The following is a 19,468-nucleotide window of genomic DNA, read 5'->3' on the forward strand; positions in this document are numbered from 1 at the left end:
ATGCGCGCTCTGGTAGCTCAGGGGTAGAGCGCGTCCTTGGTAAGGACGAGGTCGCGGGTTCAAATCCCGCCCAGAGCTTGCTGCCGTATTCGGTAGCGGAAAAACACGACCCGACTTAGAGAGACAGCGATGGGCAAGCCGATATTCGAGCGAACGAAGCCACACGTAAACGTGGGCACGATCGGTCACGTGGATCACGGGAAGACGACTCTGACGTCTGCGATCACGATGACGCAGGCGAAGAAGTTCGGTGGAGACGCGATCTCGTTCGATCAGATCGACAAGGCACCTGAAGAGCGGGCGCGCGGGATCACGATTGCGACGGCACACGTGGAGTACGAGACGGCGAACCGTCACTACGCGCACGTGGATTGCCCGGGCCACGCGGACTACGTGAAGAACATGATCACGGGTGCAGCGCAGATGGATGGTGCGATCGTGGTGGTGAGCGCAGCGGACGGACCGATGCCGCAGACACGGGAACACATCCTTCTGGCTCGTCAGGTGAACGTGCCGTACATCGTCGTGTTCATGAACAAGGTGGACATGGTGGACGATGAGGAGCTGCTGGAGCTGGTGGAGCTGGAGATTCGGGAGCTACTGAGTGAGTACGACTTCCCGGGCGACGACATCCCGGTGGTGATGGGCTCGGCGCTGGGGGCTCTGGAGGCTGAGGGCGAGGAGGGAGAAGCGACGAAGTGCATCCAGGAGTTGATGGATGCGATCGACTCCTACATCCCGGTCCCGAAGCGGGACATCGACAAGCCGTTCCTGATGCCGGTGGAGGACGTGTTCAGCATCACGGGCCGGGGGACGGTGGCGACGGGTCGTATCGAGCGCGGGATCGTGAAGAAGGGCGAGGAAGTGGAGGTGGTGGGAATGACGGACAAGAGCCGGAAGACGGTGGTGACCGGCGTGGAGATGTTCCGGAAGATTCTGGACGAAGGCCGAGCGGGCGACAACGCGGGACTGCTACTGCGTGGTGTGGGCAAGGACGAGATCCAGCGAGGCCAGGTACTGGCGGCTCCGGGCTCGATCACGCCGCACACGAAGTTCAAGGCGGAGGTGTACGTTCTGACGAAGGAAGAGGGAGGCCGGCACACGCCGTTCTTCAACGGCTACCGTCCGCAGTTCTACTTCCGCACGACGGACGTGACGGGCGCGGCGCAGCTACCGGAAGGTGTGGAGATGGTGATGCCGGGCGACAACGTTCAGATGGAAGTGGAGTTGATCATGCCGATCGCGATGGATCCGGAGCTACGGTTCGCGATTCGTGAAGGTGGTCGTACGGTTGGTGCTGGTGTGGTCACGGAGATTATCGAGTAGGGTAGGGTTCAGGGTTCGACGGAGAACGGGTCTCTCTCCGCGAAAGGGCTAGCGCAACATCGCTGCGAGAGACCCGTTCTACGACGAACCCGGGACATAGGAGGGCTCCGGGGCGAGGTAGCAACAACCTGGGGGCACGGAAGCACGTCGGTAGGAAGGCGCTCCGGATCCGCCGCAATGCGGATGAGTTGGGGCACGGGGAACACGAGTTTGTATGAAGACCAAGACGGTGGCCCAACCACCGTGCGAAAGAGAGAGCATCTCAGAAGAAAACGGTCGAGGGGACCGCAGACCCGTCCCCCGCTCTGACGACGCTCTGCTGCGCGTAGCAGCAGAGAGAGGCAAGCGGAGGAAGTAGGAGAACGGGAGTGACAAGCGGCCGAACGGCTGAGGAAGAGCGGGGGACGGGTCTACGGTCCCCCCTCCACGAGAGGAAAAGAAAGGGATGCGCGACAAAGTGATCCTTGCCTGTCAGGAGTGTAAGGAGAGGAACTACAACAAGACGAAGAACAAGCGTCTCCACCCCGAGCGCGTGGAGTACCGGAAGTACTGCCCTCGGTGCCGGACGCACACGCAGCACAAGGAAACGAAGTAGCGATGGTTGTTGTCGAGAAAATCCAGGAAACGAAGACCTTCGTGGAGGAGTGCTGGATCGAGCTCCAGAAGGTGACGTGGCCTGACGCGGATCAGCTCCGGAGCGCGACCATCGTGGTCGTGGCTTTCACGATCGTGGTCTCGATCATCATCTGGATGATGGACAAGTTCTCTGGTTGGGTTGTGGGGTTGATCATGGGGATCTTCGGAGCCTGATGGCTGAGACTGCGGCGGAAACGCGCTGGTACGCGATCCAGACCTATTCCGGGCACGAGAACAAGGTCCAGCGGCTCATTGAGCGCCGGATCGAGGATGAGCCGGGCGAGGGGGACGCGCAGGAGATCCGCGAGGTTCTGGTCCCGACGCAGGAAGTGACCGAGATCCGCAGCGGGAAGCGTGTGACCGTTACGAAGCGACTTTACCCCGGCTATGTGCTGGTAGAGATGGTTCTGAACGAACGGACCCAGTACGTGATCAACAACATCCAGGGCGTGATCAAGTTCGTTGGGCAGGGGCGTGTACCTCAGCCGCTGCGCGAAGAAGAGATCAACAAGATTCTCGGCGTCGAGGTCGAGACCGAGACTCAAGACCGCGAGGAGATTCTCTTCCACGTGGACCAGGTCGTCGAAGTCACGCAGGGGCCGTTCACGGACTTCAGTGGAACGGTTCAGGAGGTGTATGCCGACAAGGGGAAGGTCAAGGTCGAGATATCGCTGTTCGGTCGACCGACCTCCGTCGAGCTCGATTACACGGACCTGAAGGGTTACTAGACGATGGCGAGAAAAGTCATTGGCTTCATCAAGCTCCATGTGCCGGGTGGCCAAGCCAACCCGGCGCCGCCGGTCGGTCCCGCTTTGGGCCAACACGGTGTCAACATCATGGAGTTCTGCAAGCAGTTCAACGCGAAAACCCAGGACAAGCAGGGCATCACGATCCCTGTGGAGATCACTGTTTACGCGGACCGGTCCTTCTCGTTCATCACCAAGACGCCGCCGGCGTCGGTGTTGATCTTGCGCGCGATCGGGCTGCCGAAGGGCTCTGGTGAGCCCAATCGCGAGAAGGTCGGAAAGATCTCCCGGGGGCAGCTCGAAGAGATTGCATCGACCAAGATGGAAGACCTCAATGCCAACGACATGGACGCCGCCGTGCAGATGATCGCCGGCACGGCCAGATCGATGGGTGTGGAAGTAGAGGGGTAGCAGCCACGGACCCCGCCCAGACCACCGGCTGAGAGCCGTCAGGCGGTGGGAGGGTTCACGAACGGCTCGTAAGAGATGGCTACAACAGGCAAACGTTACGCTTCCGCACGCTCCGGCGTCCCGGTGGGCGTCAAGTTCGCTCCTGACGAGGCGGTCAGGCTCGTCAAGGAGCTCGCGTTCGCGAACTTCGATGAAACCGTCGAAGTCGCGACTCGACTCGGGGTCGATCCCCGACAGGCAGACCAACTAGTGCGCGGCACCGTCGTTCTCCCTCACGGGACGGGCAAGGCCGTGCGCGTTCTTGTCATCGCCCAGGGTGAGAAGGAGACAGAGGCAATGGAGGCCGGCGCGGACTATGTGGGTGTCGAGTACCTCGAGAAGATCCAAAGCGGGTGGCTGGATTTCGACGTCTGCGTTGCGACCCCGGACCTCATGGGCAAAGTCGGCCCCCTGGGCCGGGTGCTCGGTCCTCGCGGGCTGATGCCGACTCCGAAAGCCGGGACCGTGACATTCGACGTCGGTCGGGCGGTCAGCGAGATCAAGGCGGGCAAGATCGAGTTCAGAGTCGACAAGACCGGGAACGTGCATGCGCCGATCGGGAAGGTGTCGTTCTCGGAAGATCAGTTGAAGGACAACCTGGGCGCCTTCATGGACCAGATCGTGCGTTCGAAGCCCTCCGCAGCCAAGGGCACGTACCTCAGGAGCGTGACGGTCTCCAGCACCATGGGACCGGGCGTCGCCATCGACCCCAACCTGTACCGCAAGGGGGCCTGATGGACCGCACGACGAAAGAGAGCTTCGTCTCGGATCTCCGCGACCGCATCAACAAGGCGCCGGTGGTCTACCTGACGGACTTCACGGGGCTCGACGTGAAAGCGATGACGGCGCTGCGTCGGTCCATCAAGGCGTCGGGTGCCGAGTACCTCGTCGTCAAGAACCGTCTCGCCAAGCGAGCCTTTGCGGAGACGGAGCTTCCGGACATCTCAGGGAGTCTCGAGGGGCCGACGGGCATGGTGTTCGGATACGAGGACGTGGTGGCGCCTGCCAAGGCGCTCAGCGATTTCGCGAGGGACCACGATCAGAAGCCGGTGTTCAAGCTCGGGATCATGGACAACAAGATCCTGCCGGCCGAGCAGGTGGACGCGATCGCGAAGCTGCCGTCACGGGCCGTGCTCTACTCGATGCTTGCCGGCGTGTTGGAGGCCCCGATGGCTGCTCTCGCGAGCGCGCTCGAGGCCAAGCTTCAGGAGATGGCCGGACTGATCGATGCCCTCAGAGAAGAGCGCGAGAAGGCAGGCTGAACAAACAGGGTCAACCCAATCGCCGGCAGACAGCCGGGTGAATCAGGAGGAAGCAGGAACCATGGCGACGAATCAGGAAGAGCTGCTCGAAACCATCGGCAACATGACCGTTCTCGAGCTGTCGGAGTTCGTTGACGCCTTCAAGGACAAGTTCAACGTCACTGCGATGGCTGCTCCGGTTGCGATGCTGCCGGGCATGGCCGGTCCAGGCGCTGAAGCTGCCGCCGAGGAGAAAGACGAGTTCGACGTCGTTCTCGAGAGCTTTGGCGACAAGAAGATCCAGGTCATCAAAGTCGTGCGCGAGCTCACCGGCCTCGGTCTCAAGGAGGCGAAGGATCTCGTAGATGGTGCCCCGGGCACGATCAAAGAAGGTGCGAGCAAGCAGGAGGCCGAGGAAATGAAATCCAGGCTCGAGGACGTCGGCGCCGCAGTCGCGCTCAAGTAGGGCTCTGGCGTTGCAGCCTGCCTTCAGGGCAGCGAACGCGAAGCTGGCCTGCGGCCCGCGCCGCCGCGCGGGTCGGAAGCTATCGCGCGACAACATGGGCTAGTCACACGGAACGCCGCTCACCCGTCGTCAGGGTGAGCCGTTATAAGGGGGACGTACGTTGGAACTGCGCAAAGACAACCGCCCGATCCTGGATTTTGCCAAGCTCGGTCGTGTCATGCCGATGCCGAACTTGCTGGACGTTCAGCTCCGCTCGTTCGAGCAACTCGTCGATCCCGACAGCAATCCCGACGAGCAGTGGGATTTCGGGCTCGACCGTGTCTTTTCTGAGATCTTTCCGATCTCGGATGTGAACGACTACTTCACGCTCGAGTTCGTCAGTGCCGCGCTGGGCGAGCCGAAGTACTCCGTCGAGGAGTGCATGGAGCGTGACATGACCTACGCGGCGCCGCTCAAGGCCACGCTCCGCCTCATCGTCTGGGAACAGCCGGAAGAAGACGAAGAGGAGAGGAGGAAGAGGAGGAAGAGGAAAAAGAAGGAGCCGCCCCCGGCGGACCGTCGGCCGGTCGATATCATCGAGAAAGAGGTCTACCTCGGTGACCTGCCGCTCCTGACCGAGCTCGGCACGTTCATCGTCAACGGCGCCGAGCGCGTCGTCGTGAGCCAATTGCACCGGTCCCCGGGCGTGGTGTTCGAGGAGAGCATCCACCCGAATGGGACGAAGCTATATAGCGCTCGGATCATTCCGTTCCGTGGATCATGGGTCGAGTTCACGCTCGACATCAATGACATCTGCTACGTCCACATCGATAAGAAGAAGAAGTTCCCGGCGACCGCCCTCCTGAGGGCGCTCGGCTACGGAACCGACGCGGAGATCTTCCAGCTCTTCTACGACGTGACCCAGGTCAAGCTCACCGGGAAGAACGCGACTACGCTCGAGGAGCTCGAGGGCAAGGTCGTTGCCGAGGAGTTCGTCGATCCGGAGACCGGCGAGATCCTCATTGAGAACGGCGAGGAGATCGCTGAAGAGGTCAGGGAGATCCTCGAGCGTCTCGGCACGAAGAAGCTCAAGATCTATACGACGGATCGGCAGACGCCTCGCGGCGACAGCCCCATGATCAAGAACACGATCAAGAAGGACCCGACCGACAGTGAGGAAGACGCGCTGTACGCGATCTACTCGCTGCTCCGACCGGGTGACGCGCCGAACGTCGACACAGCTCGTGCCGCGCTCGAAAGGGTCTTCTTCAGCCCGAAGCGCTACGACCTCGGCCGGGTTGGCCGGTATAAGATCAACCAACGCCTGGGCGTGGACATCCCTCGCACCCAGACGGTGCTCACCAAAGACGATTTCATCTCCATCATCCGGCACCTCATCGAGCTCAACGAGGGCCGCGGCTACACGGATGACATCGATCATCTCGGCAATCGCCGCGTGCGTACGGTCGGTGAGCTCATCGCCAACCAGTTCTCCGTCGGCTTGAGCCGCATGGCGCGCCTCGTGAAGGAGCGCATGTCGATCAATACCGACCCGGACAAGGTGAATATCGACGACCTGGTCAACGCGCGGACCGTGTCCGCCGTGATCCAGGCCTTCTTCGGCTCGTCGCAGCTCAGCCAGTTCATGGACCAGACCAATCCTCTCGCCGAGCTGACGCACAAGCGTCGGTTGTCTGCGCTCGGGCCGGGTGGTCTGACGCGTGAGCGCGCGGGCTTCGAAGTCCGTGACGTGCACTATTCCCACTATGGGCGCATGTGCCCGATCGAGACTCCGGAGGGTCCGAACATCGGGCTCATCACATCGCTCACGACCTACTCGCGGATCAACGATCTCGGCTTCGTCGAGACGCCGTACAGGGTGGTCAAGAAGGGCAAAGTCACGAACAAGATCGAGTGGCTTTCCGCCAACGAAGAGGAAGGCGCCCGCATCGCCCAGGCCAACGCGCCGCTCGGCGAGAAGGGAAACTTCTTGAAGGAGTTCGTCCTCTGCCGTGCGAAGGGTGACTTTCCGCTGCTCCGGCCCGGGGAGATCGACTATATGGATGTCTCGCCAGACCAGCTGGTCTCGGTCGCCGCGGCGTTGATTCCCTTCCTGGAGCACGACGACGCGAACCGGGCGCTGATGGGCTCGAACATGCAACGCCAGGCGGTGCCGCTCCTCTACACGGATGCGCCACTCGTGGGCACGGGTCTCGAGGCGAAAGTAGCGTTGGACTCGGGTGCGGTGATCACCGCACGCCGGGGCGGCACCGTCACGCACGTCACCGCCGACGAAATCCTGGTCGACACCGGCTCGATAAAGCCGGGCCATGCGGACCAGCCGCTCGCGAAGCTCACGCGGTTCGACCGATACCGCCTCAAGAAATTCTGGCGGACCAACCAAGACACGGCGATCAACCAGCGTCCGCTGGTGTCGATCGGCGAGACCGTTAAGCCTGGCGACATCATCGCGGACGGCCCGAGCACCGACGCGGGCGAGCTCGCTCTGGGCCGCAACGTGCTCGTCGCCTTCATGCCCTGGTACGGTTCGAATTTCGAGGATGCGATCGTCATCAGTGAAAAGCTGGTGAAGGACGACGTCTTCACCTCGATCCATATCCAAGAGCTCGAACTGCACGTCCGGGACACCAAGCGCGGCATGGAAGAGATCACGCGCGAACTCCCGAACGTCGCCGAGGAGAGCCTCGTTGATCTCGACGAGCGCGGCATTGTGCGAATCGGGGCGAGGGTCAAGGCTGGCGACATCCTGTGCGGCAAGATCACCCCGAAGGGCGAGACCGAGCTCTCTCCCGAGGAGAAGCTGCTCACCGCGATCTTCGGTGAAAAAGCGAAGGACGTGAAGGATTCGTCGCTGCGCGTGCCCCCGGGAATGACGGGCACGATCATCGACGTGAAAATGTTCTCTCGCCGGATCGACGATCCGCTGCTCGAAAAGGAGCACGGCGCCAAGATCGGTGACTTGCGCACCTTGGAACGTGAGGAGATCCAGCGGATCTCCGAAGCGCGTGACGAGGAGCTACGCGGCATCCTCAATCGCCAGACCGTAAGCCTGATGCTCAAAAAGGGCACGGTCGAATCGCTCTTGAAAGAGGGCGAGAAGTTCACGAAGGAGAGCATCGACGAGATCAACTTCAAGAAGGTCGATCTCGCGACGTTCAAGCTTCAGAACAAGGAAGCCAGCGAGAGGATCCGGCGGCTCGTGGATGAGGCCCAGAGCCGCATCCAGCGGGTCAAGGAGAAGACAGAGGAGCAGATCGACAAGGTCTTCCAGCCCGATGAGCTCCCGCCAGGCGTGGTTCAGCTGGTGAAGGTCTATGTCGGAGAGAAAAGGAAGATCTCCGTCGGCGACAAGATGGCCGGACGTCACGGGAACAAGGGCATCGTCGCCAGGATCGTGCCCGAAGAGGAGATGCCGTTCCTCCCGGATGGGACCCCGGTCGAGATCGTTCTCAATCCGTTGGGCGTGCCGTCACGCATGAACCTCGGGCAGATTCTGGAGACTCACCTCGGATGGGCCGGCATGATACTCGGCTTCGAGTCCAAGAGTCCGGTATTTCAGGGGGCCAACGAGAACGAAGTCGGCGCCCTTCTCAAGCTTGCCGGACTGAAGTGGGTCACGGATGCCCTGCACCTCGAGGCCCAACCGCCGGTCACGGAGGACGGGATCGAGCAGCTCGTGAGTACGGCCAACTTGCTTCCCGTCGTTATGGCCGGCAGCGATGAGGGCAACGGGAACGGCACGCACGCGGTGGGACACACCCATGGTATCGGCCAACCTCTCGACGCTTACCTGGCGCTCGATCTGCGTAAGAAACAGCAGAAGTTCATCGACGACCTCGCAGGGTTCTTGGTCGCCGCTGCCGAGGAGATCTCGGCGCGAGGGGACGACAAGATGGCGACGCTCTTCCCGGCGATTCAGAAGCTCAAGGGCCGCTCGAGCATCAAGTCGGGTCTCGACGACGCGGTCGTCGAGCTCATGGAGTACGCGGAGATCTTCCCCAACGGAAAGATTCGGCTCCGAGATGGCCGGAGCGGTCGCCGCTTCGACTTCCCGGTCACCGTTGGCTCGGTGTACATGCTCAAGCTCAGTCACCTCGTGGATGACAAGATCCACGCGCGCTCAATCGGACCGTATTCGCTGGTTACACAGCAGCCGCTCGCCGGGAAGGCACAGTTCGGCGGGCAACGCTTCGGTGAGATGGAGGTGTGGGCGCTCGAGGCATACGGTGCGGCGCACACGCTGCAGGAGATCCTCACCGTCAAGTCGGACGACGTGCAGGGTCGCTCGAAGGTCTACGAGGCCATCGTGAAGGGTGAGAACATGCCGAAGCCGGGAATTCCGGAGTCGTTCAACGTGCTCGTGAAAGAACTTCAGGCTCTCGGCCTGAGCGTAACGCTCGGGGAGGAAGGGTAATGATCGATTTTCCTAGGACCCGCGATCAGAGCGGATCGGACTTCGAGTTCATTCGGGTCAAGATCGCCTCTCCGGAGGAGATCCGGGGCTGGTCGTTCGGCGAGGTCGTGAAGCCCGAGACGATCAACTACCGCTCGTTCAAGCCGGAGCGCGACGGTCTGTTCTGCGAGCGCATTTTCGGGCCCGTAAAGGACTGGGAGTGCCACTGCGGGAAGTTCAAGCGCATCCGCTTCCGGGGTCATGTATGCGACCGGTGCGGTGTCGAAGTGACGCTCTCCAAGGTGCGGCGCGAGCGCATGGGGCACATCGAGCTCGCGGTGCCGGTGGCACACATCTGGTTCTTCAAGACACTCCCGAGTCAGCTCGGATACCTGCTCGGCATGACGCTGCGCGACCTCGAGAAGGTCATCTACTACGCGGCGTACGTCGTCACGCATCCCGGAAAGCAGGAAGTGGAGTTCCAGGATCTGCTCGACGAGGACGAGTACTACGATCTGCGCGTGAAAGCGCGAGACGAGAACGACGAACAGTTCAAGGCCGAGATCGGTGCGGAGGCGGCGCGCACGCTGCTCAAGCTGCTCGATACACCGGACAAGAAGATCAAGGATCGGAATGCCGATGGCCGTGGGCTCGACCGGCTCGCCGAATGGCTTCGCTATGAGATCGTGCACGAAACGTCCCAGCACCGGAAGAAGAAGAAGCTCAAGCGGCTCAAGGTGGTGGACGCGCTGCGCAACTCGGGCGATACCGCCGACACGCGGAACCGTCCAGAGTGGATGGTCATGGACGTGGTTCCGGTCATCCCGCCCGATCTTCGTCCGCTCGTACCGCTGGACGGTGGTCGCTTCGCGACCTCCGACTTGAACGACCTGTACCGGCGAGTCATCAACAGGAACAACCGGCTCAAGAAGCTCATAGACATGCGCGCTCCGGAGGTCATCCTCCGCAACGAGAAGCGCATGCTGCAGGAGGCTGTCGACGCACTCTTTGACAACGGTCGCCGATCGAAGGCGATCCGGGGTCGCGGCAAGCGTCCGCTCAAGTCGCTCAGCGACATGCTGAAGGGCAAGCAGGGCCGTTTCAGGCAGAACCTGCTCGGCAAGCGTGTGGACTACTCCGGCCGTTCGGTCATCGTAGTCGGGCCGGAGCTCAAGCTGCACCAGTGTGGCTTGCCGAAGGCGATGGCGGTCGAGCTGTTCAAGCCGTTCATCATCCACGAGCTCGAGAAGCGCGGCGAGGCCGAGACGGTGAAGCGCGCCAAGAAGATCGTGGAGCGCGCGGACCCGCAAGTGTACGAGGTCCTCGAGGACATCATCAAGGACCACCCAGTTCTGCTGAACCGTGCGCCGACGTTGCACCGGTTGGGTATCCAGGCGTTCGAGCCGGTGCTCGTCGAGGGCAAGGCGATCCGTATCCACCCGCTGGTGTGCGCGGCGTTCAACGCGGACTTCGACGGAGACCAGATGGCGGTACACCTGCCGCTGTCGTTTGAAGCCCAGCTCGAGGCGCGCGTGCTCATGCTGGCGTCCAACAACATCTTGCTGCCGTCGAACGGTCGTCCCGTTTGTACGCCGACGCAGGACATGGTCATCGGACTGCACTACCTGACGAACCCCGGGCTCGAGATCACGGGTCTGGAGCGCGTGGCGAACGACTCGAAGGGGCCGAAGGCACAACGGGAGGACGCGAACGCCAAGTTGGACAAGATCTACGAGAGCGCACCCCACTTCTCCACCTATGGAGAGATCGAGATGGCGCTTGAGCAGGAGAAGATGACGTTCCAGAGCCCGGTCCATTACTGGGTCGGAGAGCAGCACGGCGAGGAGGACGGATACTGGGTGCGAACGTCCGCGGGTCGCGTGCTCTTCAATTCGATCATCCCCGACGAGCTCGGTTTCAAGAACCGCACTTTCGGGAAGAAGGAGCTCGGGGATCTGGTCTTCGACTGCTTCGACAAGATCGGTCTCGCCGAGACGCCGGCTTTCCTGGACGATCTCAAGGACTTCGGTTTCCGCTATGCCACAATGGGCGGCATCAGCGTCGGTATCGACGACCTAGAGGTGCCCCACGAGAAAGCCGAGATTCTCAAGAAGGCGGATGAGCAGGTGGCGCGTTTCCAGGAGGCGTATGCCAGCGGCTTTATCTCGAACGGCGAGAGGTACAACAAGGTCATCGACACGTGGACCCACGCGAACAACGACGTGGCGGACGCGATGGTACGCCGCTTGGAGCGATCCAAGGGCGGCTTCAACCCTGTGTACATGATGATGGCCTCCGGCGCCCGGGGTAACCGGGACCAAATGCGTCAGCTAGCCGGCATGCGGGGGCTGATGGCCAAACCGCAGAAGAAGCTCACGGGTGGTATCGGCGAGATCATCGAGAGCCCGATCAAGTCGAACTTCCGAGAAGGCCTGTCGGTCGTGGAGTACTTCATCTCCACCCACGGTGCCAGGAAGGGTCTGGCCGATACGGCGCTCAAGACCGCGGACGCGGGCTATCTCACGCGCCGCTTGGTCGACGTCGCTCAGGACGTGACGGTCATGACCGACGATTGCGGGACGATTCTCGGCCTGGACATGACCGCGCTGAAGGAAGGTGAGGACATCATCGAGCCGCTCGCGGACCGTATCGTCGGTAACGTGGCGCTCGAGAACGTCTACGACCCGATCGATGGCGAGCTTCTGGTCGAGGCGGGTGCGCTCATTCTCGAGGACAAGGCCGATGCCATCGAGGATGCGGGTCTCCAGATGGTGAAGATTCGTTCGGTGCTCACGTGTGAGGCGAAGCGCGGTACGTGCAAGATGTGCTACGGCCGCAACCTCGCGACGATGAAGATGGTTGATACCGGTGAGGCAGTAGGTATTCTCGCAGCGCAGTCGATCGGTGAGCCGGGCACGCAGCTCACGCTGCGGACGTTCCACATCGGTGGTACGGCATCCCGCATCGCAGCGCAGACGCAGCGCAAGTCGAAGATCAAAGGCATCGTGGGCCTCGAGCGTGTCACCACGGTCGTGACGCCCGACGGTGATCGGATCATTACTTCTCGGGAAGGACAGATCCTTCTCAAGACCCAGGACGATGCTGTCCGTAGCCGCCTCTCAGTTCCCTACGGCGCGACGCTGGCCGTGGTGGAGGAGCAGGCGATCGAGGCTGGGGATCTACTCTTCAGCTGGGATCCGTACGCGGAGCCGATCGTCGCAGACTCGGCCGGCGTCATCGAGTTCGTCGACATCGTCGACGAGCAGACGATGCGCGAGGAGTTGGACGAGTCCACGGGTCGGCGCCAGATGACGATCATCGAGGATCGCGAGAAGAAGCTCCACCCGACCATTCAGATCTGGAAGAACACCAAGAGGCGGGAGAAGCTTCGCGAGTTCATCATCCCGGTCGGTGCGCAGCTCACTGTCCACGATGGAGACGAGATCAAGGCGGGTGACACCGTCGCAAAGATCAGCCGCGAGGTCTACAAGACACGCGACATCACGGGTGGCCTGCCCCGCGTCGCCGAGCTGTTCGAGGCTAGGCGACCGAAGGATCCGGCGGTCATCACCGAGATCGACGGTGAGATCAGCTTCGGCGACATCAAGCGCGGCAAGCGTGAGGTCCACGTCACGCCAGAAACTGGTGAGTTGAGGACGTATCCGGTTCCGGTCGGCAAGCACATGCGAGTGCACGAGGGCGACCGTGTCCGGGCGGGTGACCGTCTGAGTGAGGGGCCCATCAATCCACACGACATCCTGCGCATCAAGGGGACGCGGGCCGTTCAGGAGTACTTGCTGAACGAGATACAGGAGGTGTACCGGCTCCAGGGCGTCAAGATCAACGACAAGCACATCGGGGTCATCGTTCGTCAGATGCTCCAGAAAGTGCGCGTCACCGATGCCGGCGAGACCCAGCTGCTCGAGGGGGAGAACGTCGACCGGGTAGAGTTCCGCAACGTGAACCAGAAGGCGATCGAGGAGGGCACGAAACCGGCCCGTTCCGAGCCGCTTCTGCTCGGAATCACCAAGGCGAGCCTCACCACCGAGTCGTTCATCTCGGCGGCTTCGTTCCAGGAGACCACCAGGGTGCTCACCGACGCCGCAGTACGCGGTGCGCTCGACGAGCTCAAAGGTCTCAAGGAGAACATCATCATTGGCCACCTGATCCCGGCCGGTACGGGTGCGCACCGCTACCAGGCGGTGGAGTTCATGGTCGAGCAGTCGTTCTACGACGAGGAGATCATCCCGTTGGGCGAGCCCGGGGAGCTGGTGGCTGGGCTGGGGGTAGGCGGGGAGTCCGATTAGACGGGCCCCTCGGGCCCACATGTTTTGAGGGTGAGGGGCGCTTTCCTTCTCGGGGGGCGCCCCTCGACTCCGTTGACACCCTCTGGACCCTTCTCTACCTTTATGTGCTGTAGTCGGACCGGCGATTCGCAACGACAGCGAAGAGCCAAATACGACGCGCCGAGAGGCGCGTTTTTTTCACTATCAGAGGGCAAATGCCGACGATCAACCAGCTCGTGAGGAAGGGCCGAAAGGCTGTTCAGAAGAAGAACAAAACCCCGGCTCTTCAGCGGAGTCCGCAGAAGCGCGGTGTCTGCACGCGCGTGTATACGACGACTCCGAAGAAGCCGAACTCGGCGCTTCGGAAAGTTGCTCGTGTGCGGCTCACGAACGGGTACGAAGTCACCGCATACATCGGGGGTGAGGGACACAACCTCCAGGAGCACTCGATCGTGCTCATCCGTGGCGGCCGAGTGAAAGACCTTCCGGGTGTTCGGTACCACATCATCCGTGGTACGCTGGATACTTCAGGGGTCAGCGATCGTCGCCAGGGACGCTCCAAGTACGGGGCCAAGCGGCCCAAATAAGGCAAGAAATAGATGAGCCGTCGTTCCCGGGCTGAAAAGAGGGAGACTCCTCCCGATCCGCGCTTCGAGTCGCGTACCGTCACCAAGTTCATCAACAACTTGATGCGGGACGGTAAGAAGTCGGTCGCCGAGAAGATCTTCTACGACGCGGTCGACATTCTCGAGCAGCGAACCGGTCAGTCGGGGGTGCAGCTGTTCGAGCAGGCGCTGACCAACACCAAACCGACGCTCGAGGTGAAGAGCCGCCGCGTCGGTGGCGCGACGTATCAGGTGCCGATCGAGGTTCGCCCGGAGCGCCGCGCGGCTTTGGCGATGCGATGGTTGATTTCATACGCGCGTCGCCGTTCGGAAAAGAGTATGTCCGAGCGGCTCGCCGCAGAGCTTCTCGCCGCGAGCCGCGGCGAGGGCGCGACGGTCAAGAAGAAGGACGACACGCACCGGATGGCGGAAGCCAACAAGGCGTTCGCGCACTACCGCTGGTAACCAGCGTCTAGAGGGACTGGTAGGACCGCGCCGCCCGCATGGGGTGCAAAGACAATTTGGGACGCGATGGCCCCCTTTGTTTGGGGAACCGGGGCCCTCTCCGATCGAAGGAGCGCGGACGACTGTGGGCCCTGCGGGGCCGCAGCGGCAGGAGCCGCGCTCCTTTTTTGCGCCCCAATGACTGACAGTGACCAACGATGCACGGATGGATAGACGGACCTAGATAGATGCCCAGAAAGACTCCACTACCGCAGCTGCGCAACATCGGCATCATGGCGCACATCGATGCCGGGAAGACCACGACCACCGAGCGCATCCTGTTCTACACGGGACGGGTGCACCGTGTGGGCGAGGTACACGACGGTGCTGCCACCATGGACTGGATGGAGCAGGAGCAGGAGCGAGGGATCACGATTACGTCCGCTGCCACCACAGCTCATTGGCTCCGCAACGGTACCGATTACCGAATTAACATCATCGACACACCCGGCCACGTGGATTTCACGGCCGAGGTCGAACGGTCGCTGCGCGTTCTGGACGGTGCGGTGGCCGTTTTTTGTGCGGTGGGTGGTGTGGAGCCGCAATCCGAGACGGTTTGGCGCCAGGCGGACCGCTACACGGTCCCGCGCATCGCGTTCGTCAATAAGATGGACCGTGTCGGCGCTGACTTCATAAACGTCGTCGGCATGATGCGCGACCGGCTGGGTGCGAACGCGCATCCGGTCCAGTATCCGCTGGGCGAGGGTGAGCTCTTCACAGGGGTCGTCGACATCGTCGAGCGGAAGGCGATCATCTACGAAGGCGAGATGGGCTCGAAGTTCAGCGACGGTCCCGTCCCCGACGGCCTCGTCGACACGGTCGAGGAGTTGCGTCACACGCTGCTCGAGGCCGCGATAGAGCACGACGACGATCTCATCGAGAAGTACCTCGGGGGAGAAGAGCTCAGCAACGATGAGCTCCGTCACGCGATCCGTGCGGCGACCATCAAGGGTGTCATCTTCCCCGTCTTTTGCGGCTCTGCCTTCAAGAACAAAGGCGTGCAGGCGCTCCTGGACGGGGTGATCGACTACCTGCCGTCGCCGATCGACGTGCCCGCGATTCAGGGGCACCTCCCACACCACGACGAGACCTTCGAGACCCGCGAGGCGAGCGACGACGCCCCCTTCGCGGCTCTTGCGTTCAAGATCGCGACGGACCCCTACGTCGGTAAGCTGACGTTCTTCCGGGTCTACTCCGGCTCACTACCCGCCGGTAGCTACGTGTACAACGCCAGCAGGGATCAGCGAGAGCGCGTGGGCCGGATCCTGCAGATGCACGCCAACAAGCGTGAGGAGCGAGACGAGGTGTTCGCGGGCGACATCGCCGCAGCGATCGGCCTCAAGCACGTGAAGACCGGCGACACTCTGTGCGTCGAGACCCACCCGATCATCCTGGAGGCGATGAGCTTCCCGGAGCCGGTCATCGCGGTCGCGATCGAGCCGAAGACGAGGGCCGACCAGGACAAGCTCACGAACGGGCTGGTCAAGCTCACCGACGAGGACCCGACGTTCCGCGTCTTCACCGATCCGGAGACGAACCAGACGATCATCTCGGGCATGGGTGAGCTCCACCTCGAGATCATCGTCGATCGCCTCAAGCGCGAGTTCGGCGTCGAGGCCAACATCGGTCGCCCGCAGGTCGCGTACCGCGAGACGATCCGCAAGCGAGCCGAGAAAGTGGAAGGCAGGTTCGTCCGCCAGACGGGTGGGCGCGGTCAGTACGGCCACGTGGTCATCAACATCGAACCGGGCACACCCGGTTCGGGCTTCATCTTCGAGGACAAGATCCACGGTGGCTCGATCCCTCGAGAGTACATCGGCTCCGTCGAAGCGGGGATCCGTGACGCGCTCGACTCGGGCGTGCTCGCCAGCTACCCGGTCATCGACGTGAAGGTCGAGCTGATCGACGGGTCGTACCACGATGTCGACTCGAGTGAAATGGCGTTCAAGGTCGCCGGCTCGATGGCACTCAAGGCGGGCATCAAGAAGGCCAAGCCGATCCTGCTCGAGCCGATCATGGACGTCGAGGTCGTGACTCCGGCCGACTACATGGGAGATATCATCGGCGACCTATCGGCCCGTCGGGGCAAGGTCGGCGGTATGACCGAGCGTGCGGGCGCGCGCGTCATCGGCGCTTCGGTGCCGCTCGGTGAGATGTTCGGCTATTCGACCACGCTTCGCTCGATGAGCCAGGGGCGGGCCGTGTATACGATGCAGTTCGCGCACTACGACGAGGTTCCGAAGTCGAAAGCCGAGGAAATCATGGCGACCGACGGCGGCGGAGCCGACTGAGCTGGGAAACCAACCCTTTAGCCTGCCGAGCAAAGAGGACAGCGATGGGCAAGCCGATATTCGAGCGAACGAAGCCACACGTAAACGTGGGCACGATCGGTCACGTGGATCACGGGAAGACGACTCTGACGTCTGCGATCACGATGACGCAGGCGAAGAAGTTCGGTGGAGACGCGATCGCGTTCGATCAGATCGACAAGGCACCTGAAGAGCGGGCGCGCGGGATCACGATTGCGACGGCACACGTGGAGTACGAGACGGCGAACCGTCACTACGCGCACGTGGATTGCCCGGGCCACGCGGACTACGTGAAGAACATGATCACGGGTGCAGCGCAGATGGATGGTGCGATCGTGGTGGTGAGCGCAGCGGACGGACCGATGCCGCAGACACGGGAACACATCCTTCTGGCTCGTCAGGTGAACGTGCCGTACATCGTCGTGTTCATGAACAAGGTGGACATGGTGGACGATGAGGAGCTGCTGGAGCTGGTGGAGCTGGAGATTCGGGAGCTACTGAGTGAGTACGACTTCCCGGGCGACGACATCCCGGTGGTGATGGGCTCGGCGCTGGGGGCTCTGGAGGCTGAGGGCGAGGAGGGAGAAGCGACGAAGTGCATCCAGGAGTTGATGGATGCGATCGACTCCTACATCCCGGTCCCGAAGCGGGACATCGACAAGCCGTTCCTGATGCCGGTGGAGGACGTGTTCAGCATCACGGGCCGGGGGACGGTGGCGACGGGTCGTATCGAGCGCGGGATCGTGAAGAAGGGCGAGGAAGTGGAGGTGGTGGGAATGACGGACAAGAGCCGGAAGACGGTGGTGACCGGCGTGGAGATGTTCCGGAAGATTCTGGACGAAGGCCGAGCGGGCGACAACGCGGGACTGCTACTGCGTGGTGTGGGCAAGGACGAGATCCAGCGAGGCCAGGTACTGGCGGCTCCGGGCTCGATCACGCCGCACACGAAGTTCAAGGCGGAGGTGTACGTTCTGACGAAGGAAGAGGGAGGCCGGCACACGCCGTTCTTCAACGGCTACCGTCCGCAGTTCTACTTCCGCACGACGGACGTGACGGGCGCGGCGCAGCTACCGGAAGGTGTGGAGATGGTGATGCCGGGCGACAACGTTCAGATGGAAGTGGAGTTGATCATGCCGATCGCGATGGATCCGGAGCTACGGTTCGCGATTCGTGAAGGTGGTCGTACGGTTGGTGCTGGTGTGGTCACGGAGATTATCGAGTAGGCAGGGTTCAGGGTTCGACGGAGAACGGGTCTCTCTCCGCGAAAGGGCTAGCGCAACATCGCTGCGAGAGACCCGTTCTACGACGAACCCGGGACATAGGAGGGCTCCGGGGCGAGGTAGCAACAACCTGGGGGCACGGAAGCACGTCGGTAGGAAGGCGCTCCGGCTCCGCCGCAATGCGGCGGATCTGGGACGCGGGGCAGGCAGGTAGAAGGACCGAAGCGGTCTGTGAAAACAGGAAGGATTGGCCACCTAGGGGTTCCTAGTGGGCTGATGAAGCAGGTGCGGTAAAAGAATGGCCGGAGGGACCGCAGTCCCTCCGGCCCGCCAAACAGAGGCCAAAATGGCTCAAAGAATCAGAATCCGACTGAAGGCGTTCGACCACTGGCTGATCGATCAGACCGCGGCCGACATTGTTCGGACAGCGCAGAAAACGGGCGCGACGGTGCGGGGGCCTATCCCGTTGCCGACGCGGCGTGAGCGCTGGACCGTGCTTCGCTCGCCGCACATCGACAAGAAGAGTCGTGAGCAGTTCGAGCTGCGTACGCACAAGCGACTCATCGACATCGTCGATAGCCGCCCACAGACGATCGACGCGTTGACCAAGCTGGATTTGCCGGTAGGGGTCGACGTGGAGATCAAGGTCGACTGACGGAGGACTCCGAATGCCCGGATTGATCGGAAAAAAGATCGGCATGACGCGGATCTTCGATGACGAAGGGGTGCAGATACCCGTCACCGTCATTGAAGCCGGTCCGTGCGCCGTCGTTCAGGTGAAGTCCGAGGAGTCGGATGGCTACCGTGCCATCCAGCTCGGCTTCGGCGCCCAGAAGGCCAAGCGCGCTTCAAAGGCCGAAGTGGGACACGCAGCCAAGGCGGGCCTCGAGGCCGCGCCACGGCTCATGCGTGAGTTCGCCCCGGACGACGGTGAGGAATACGAGGTGGGCCAGCAGCTCACCGTTGAGGTTTTTGAGGCCGGTGACCGCGTCAAGGTCACAGGCCGGTCGAAGGGTCGCGGATTCCAGGGCGTGGTGAAGCGCCATGGTTTCGCGGGGCGTCCGGCTTCGCACGGACACTCCCATTCCCGTACCCCAGGGTCCATGGGCCCGGGTACGGACCCGTCCCGCGTCATCAAGGGCAAGAAGTTGCCCGGGCGTATGGGTGGGACCCGCACGACCATCCGGAATCTTCAGGTCGTCCGCGTTGATGGTGAGCGGAACCTGATTTTCGTGAAGGGCGGCGTTCCGGGCGCCCGTAATGGCTACGTTCTGATCTCGAAGTGA

At 62.2% G+C, this 19,468-nt stretch carries 16 protein-coding genes and 1 tRNA gene; all 17 read left to right on the forward strand.

The window, feature by feature from the left end; all coding sequences use genetic code 11:
- Positions 1–6: 6 nt before the first annotated feature.
- The 17 genes from IIB36_03295 to rplC all read left to right on the forward strand — a co-directional run bounded on the left by IIB36_03295 (position 7) and on the right by rplC (position 19,468).
- Positions 7–78, forward strand: a tRNA-Thr gene (locus tag IIB36_03295).
- Positions 79–129: 51 nt separating this feature from the next.
- Positions 130–1,326: an elongation factor Tu gene (gene tuf / locus IIB36_03300; GenBank protein MCH7530770.1), complete on the forward strand. Its 1,197-nt coding sequence runs from the start codon at positions 130–132 to the stop codon at positions 1,324–1,326.
- A 445-nt stretch (positions 1,327–1,771) separates the two neighbouring features.
- Positions 1,772–1,921 (forward strand): 50S ribosomal protein L33, encoded by a 150-nt coding sequence (gene rpmG / locus IIB36_03305; protein MCH7530771.1) that lies wholly within the window; start codon positions 1,772–1,774, stop codon positions 1,919–1,921.
- A 2-nt stretch (positions 1,922–1,923) separates the two neighbouring features.
- A complete protein-coding gene (secE, locus tag IIB36_03310; protein ID MCH7530772.1) occupies positions 1,924–2,136 on the forward strand; it encodes a preprotein translocase subunit SecE in 213 nt (70 codons plus the stop codon).
- Entirely contained in the window at positions 2,136–2,690 is a 555-nt protein-coding gene (gene nusG, locus IIB36_03315; protein ID MCH7530773.1) for a transcription termination/antitermination factor NusG, read from the forward strand. Before secE ends, nusG begins: the two co-directional genes overlap by 1 nt.
- Before the next feature lie 3 nt (positions 2,691–2,693).
- Positions 2,694–3,119, forward strand: a complete 426-nt coding sequence (gene rplK / locus IIB36_03320; GenBank protein ID MCH7530774.1) for a 50S ribosomal protein L11 — start codon at positions 2,694–2,696, stop codon at positions 3,117–3,119.
- 75 nt (positions 3,120–3,194) lie between these two features.
- Entirely contained in the window at positions 3,195–3,893 is a 699-nt protein-coding gene (locus IIB36_03325) for a 50S ribosomal protein L1 (GenBank protein ID MCH7530775.1), read from the forward strand.
- Complete coding sequence (gene rplJ / locus IIB36_03330; GenBank protein ID MCH7530776.1) at positions 3,893–4,420, forward strand: 50S ribosomal protein L10; 528 nt, start codon at positions 3,893–3,895, stop codon at positions 4,418–4,420. The genes IIB36_03325 and rplJ overlap by 1 nt, the downstream gene beginning before the upstream one ends.
- A gap of 61 nt (positions 4,421–4,481) precedes the next feature.
- The gene (rplL, locus tag IIB36_03335) at positions 4,482–4,865 is read left to right on the forward strand and encodes a 50S ribosomal protein L7/L12 (GenBank protein ID MCH7530777.1); all 384 of its coding nucleotides are present in this window, start codon (positions 4,482–4,484) and stop codon (positions 4,863–4,865) included.
- Positions 4,866–5,082: 217 nt separating this feature from the next.
- Positions 5,083–9,279, forward strand: coding sequence for a DNA-directed RNA polymerase subunit beta (gene rpoB, locus IIB36_03340; GenBank protein MCH7530778.1), 4,197 nt, complete (start codon positions 5,083–5,085; stop codon positions 9,277–9,279).
- Positions 9,279–13,565 (forward strand): DNA-directed RNA polymerase subunit beta', encoded by a 4,287-nt coding sequence (rpoC, locus tag IIB36_03345; GenBank protein ID MCH7530779.1) that lies wholly within the window; start codon positions 9,279–9,281, stop codon positions 13,563–13,565. The genes rpoB and rpoC overlap by 1 nt, the downstream gene beginning before the upstream one ends.
- A gap of 194 nt (positions 13,566–13,759) precedes the next feature.
- On the forward strand, positions 13,760–14,131 hold the full coding sequence (locus tag IIB36_03350) for a 30S ribosomal protein S12 (GenBank protein ID MCH7530780.1): 372 nt from the start codon (positions 13,760–13,762) through the stop codon (positions 14,129–14,131).
- Between the two features lie 12 nt (positions 14,132–14,143).
- Positions 14,144–14,614, forward strand: coding sequence for a 30S ribosomal protein S7 (gene rpsG, locus IIB36_03355; GenBank protein ID MCH7530781.1), 471 nt, complete (start codon positions 14,144–14,146; stop codon positions 14,612–14,614).
- Positions 14,615–14,841: 227 nt separating this feature from the next.
- The gene (gene fusA / locus IIB36_03360) at positions 14,842–16,944 is read left to right on the forward strand and encodes an elongation factor G (protein MCH7530782.1); all 2,103 of its coding nucleotides are present in this window, start codon (positions 14,842–14,844) and stop codon (positions 16,942–16,944) included.
- Positions 16,945–16,988: 44 nt separating this feature from the next.
- A complete protein-coding gene (tuf, locus tag IIB36_03365) occupies positions 16,989–18,185 on the forward strand; it encodes an elongation factor Tu (GenBank protein ID MCH7530783.1) in 1,197 nt (398 codons plus the stop codon).
- A 343-nt stretch (positions 18,186–18,528) separates the two neighbouring features.
- Positions 18,529–18,837, forward strand: coding sequence for a 30S ribosomal protein S10 (gene rpsJ / locus IIB36_03370; protein MCH7530784.1), 309 nt, complete (start codon positions 18,529–18,531; stop codon positions 18,835–18,837).
- Between the two features lie 13 nt (positions 18,838–18,850).
- On the forward strand, positions 18,851–19,468 hold the full coding sequence (rplC, locus tag IIB36_03375) for a 50S ribosomal protein L3 (protein MCH7530785.1): 618 nt from the start codon (positions 18,851–18,853) through the stop codon (positions 19,466–19,468).

The organism is Gemmatimonadota bacterium (assembly GCA_022560615.1).
Lineage (GTDB): Bacteria > Gemmatimonadota > Gemmatimonadetes > Longimicrobiales > Gaopeijiaceae > UBA1138.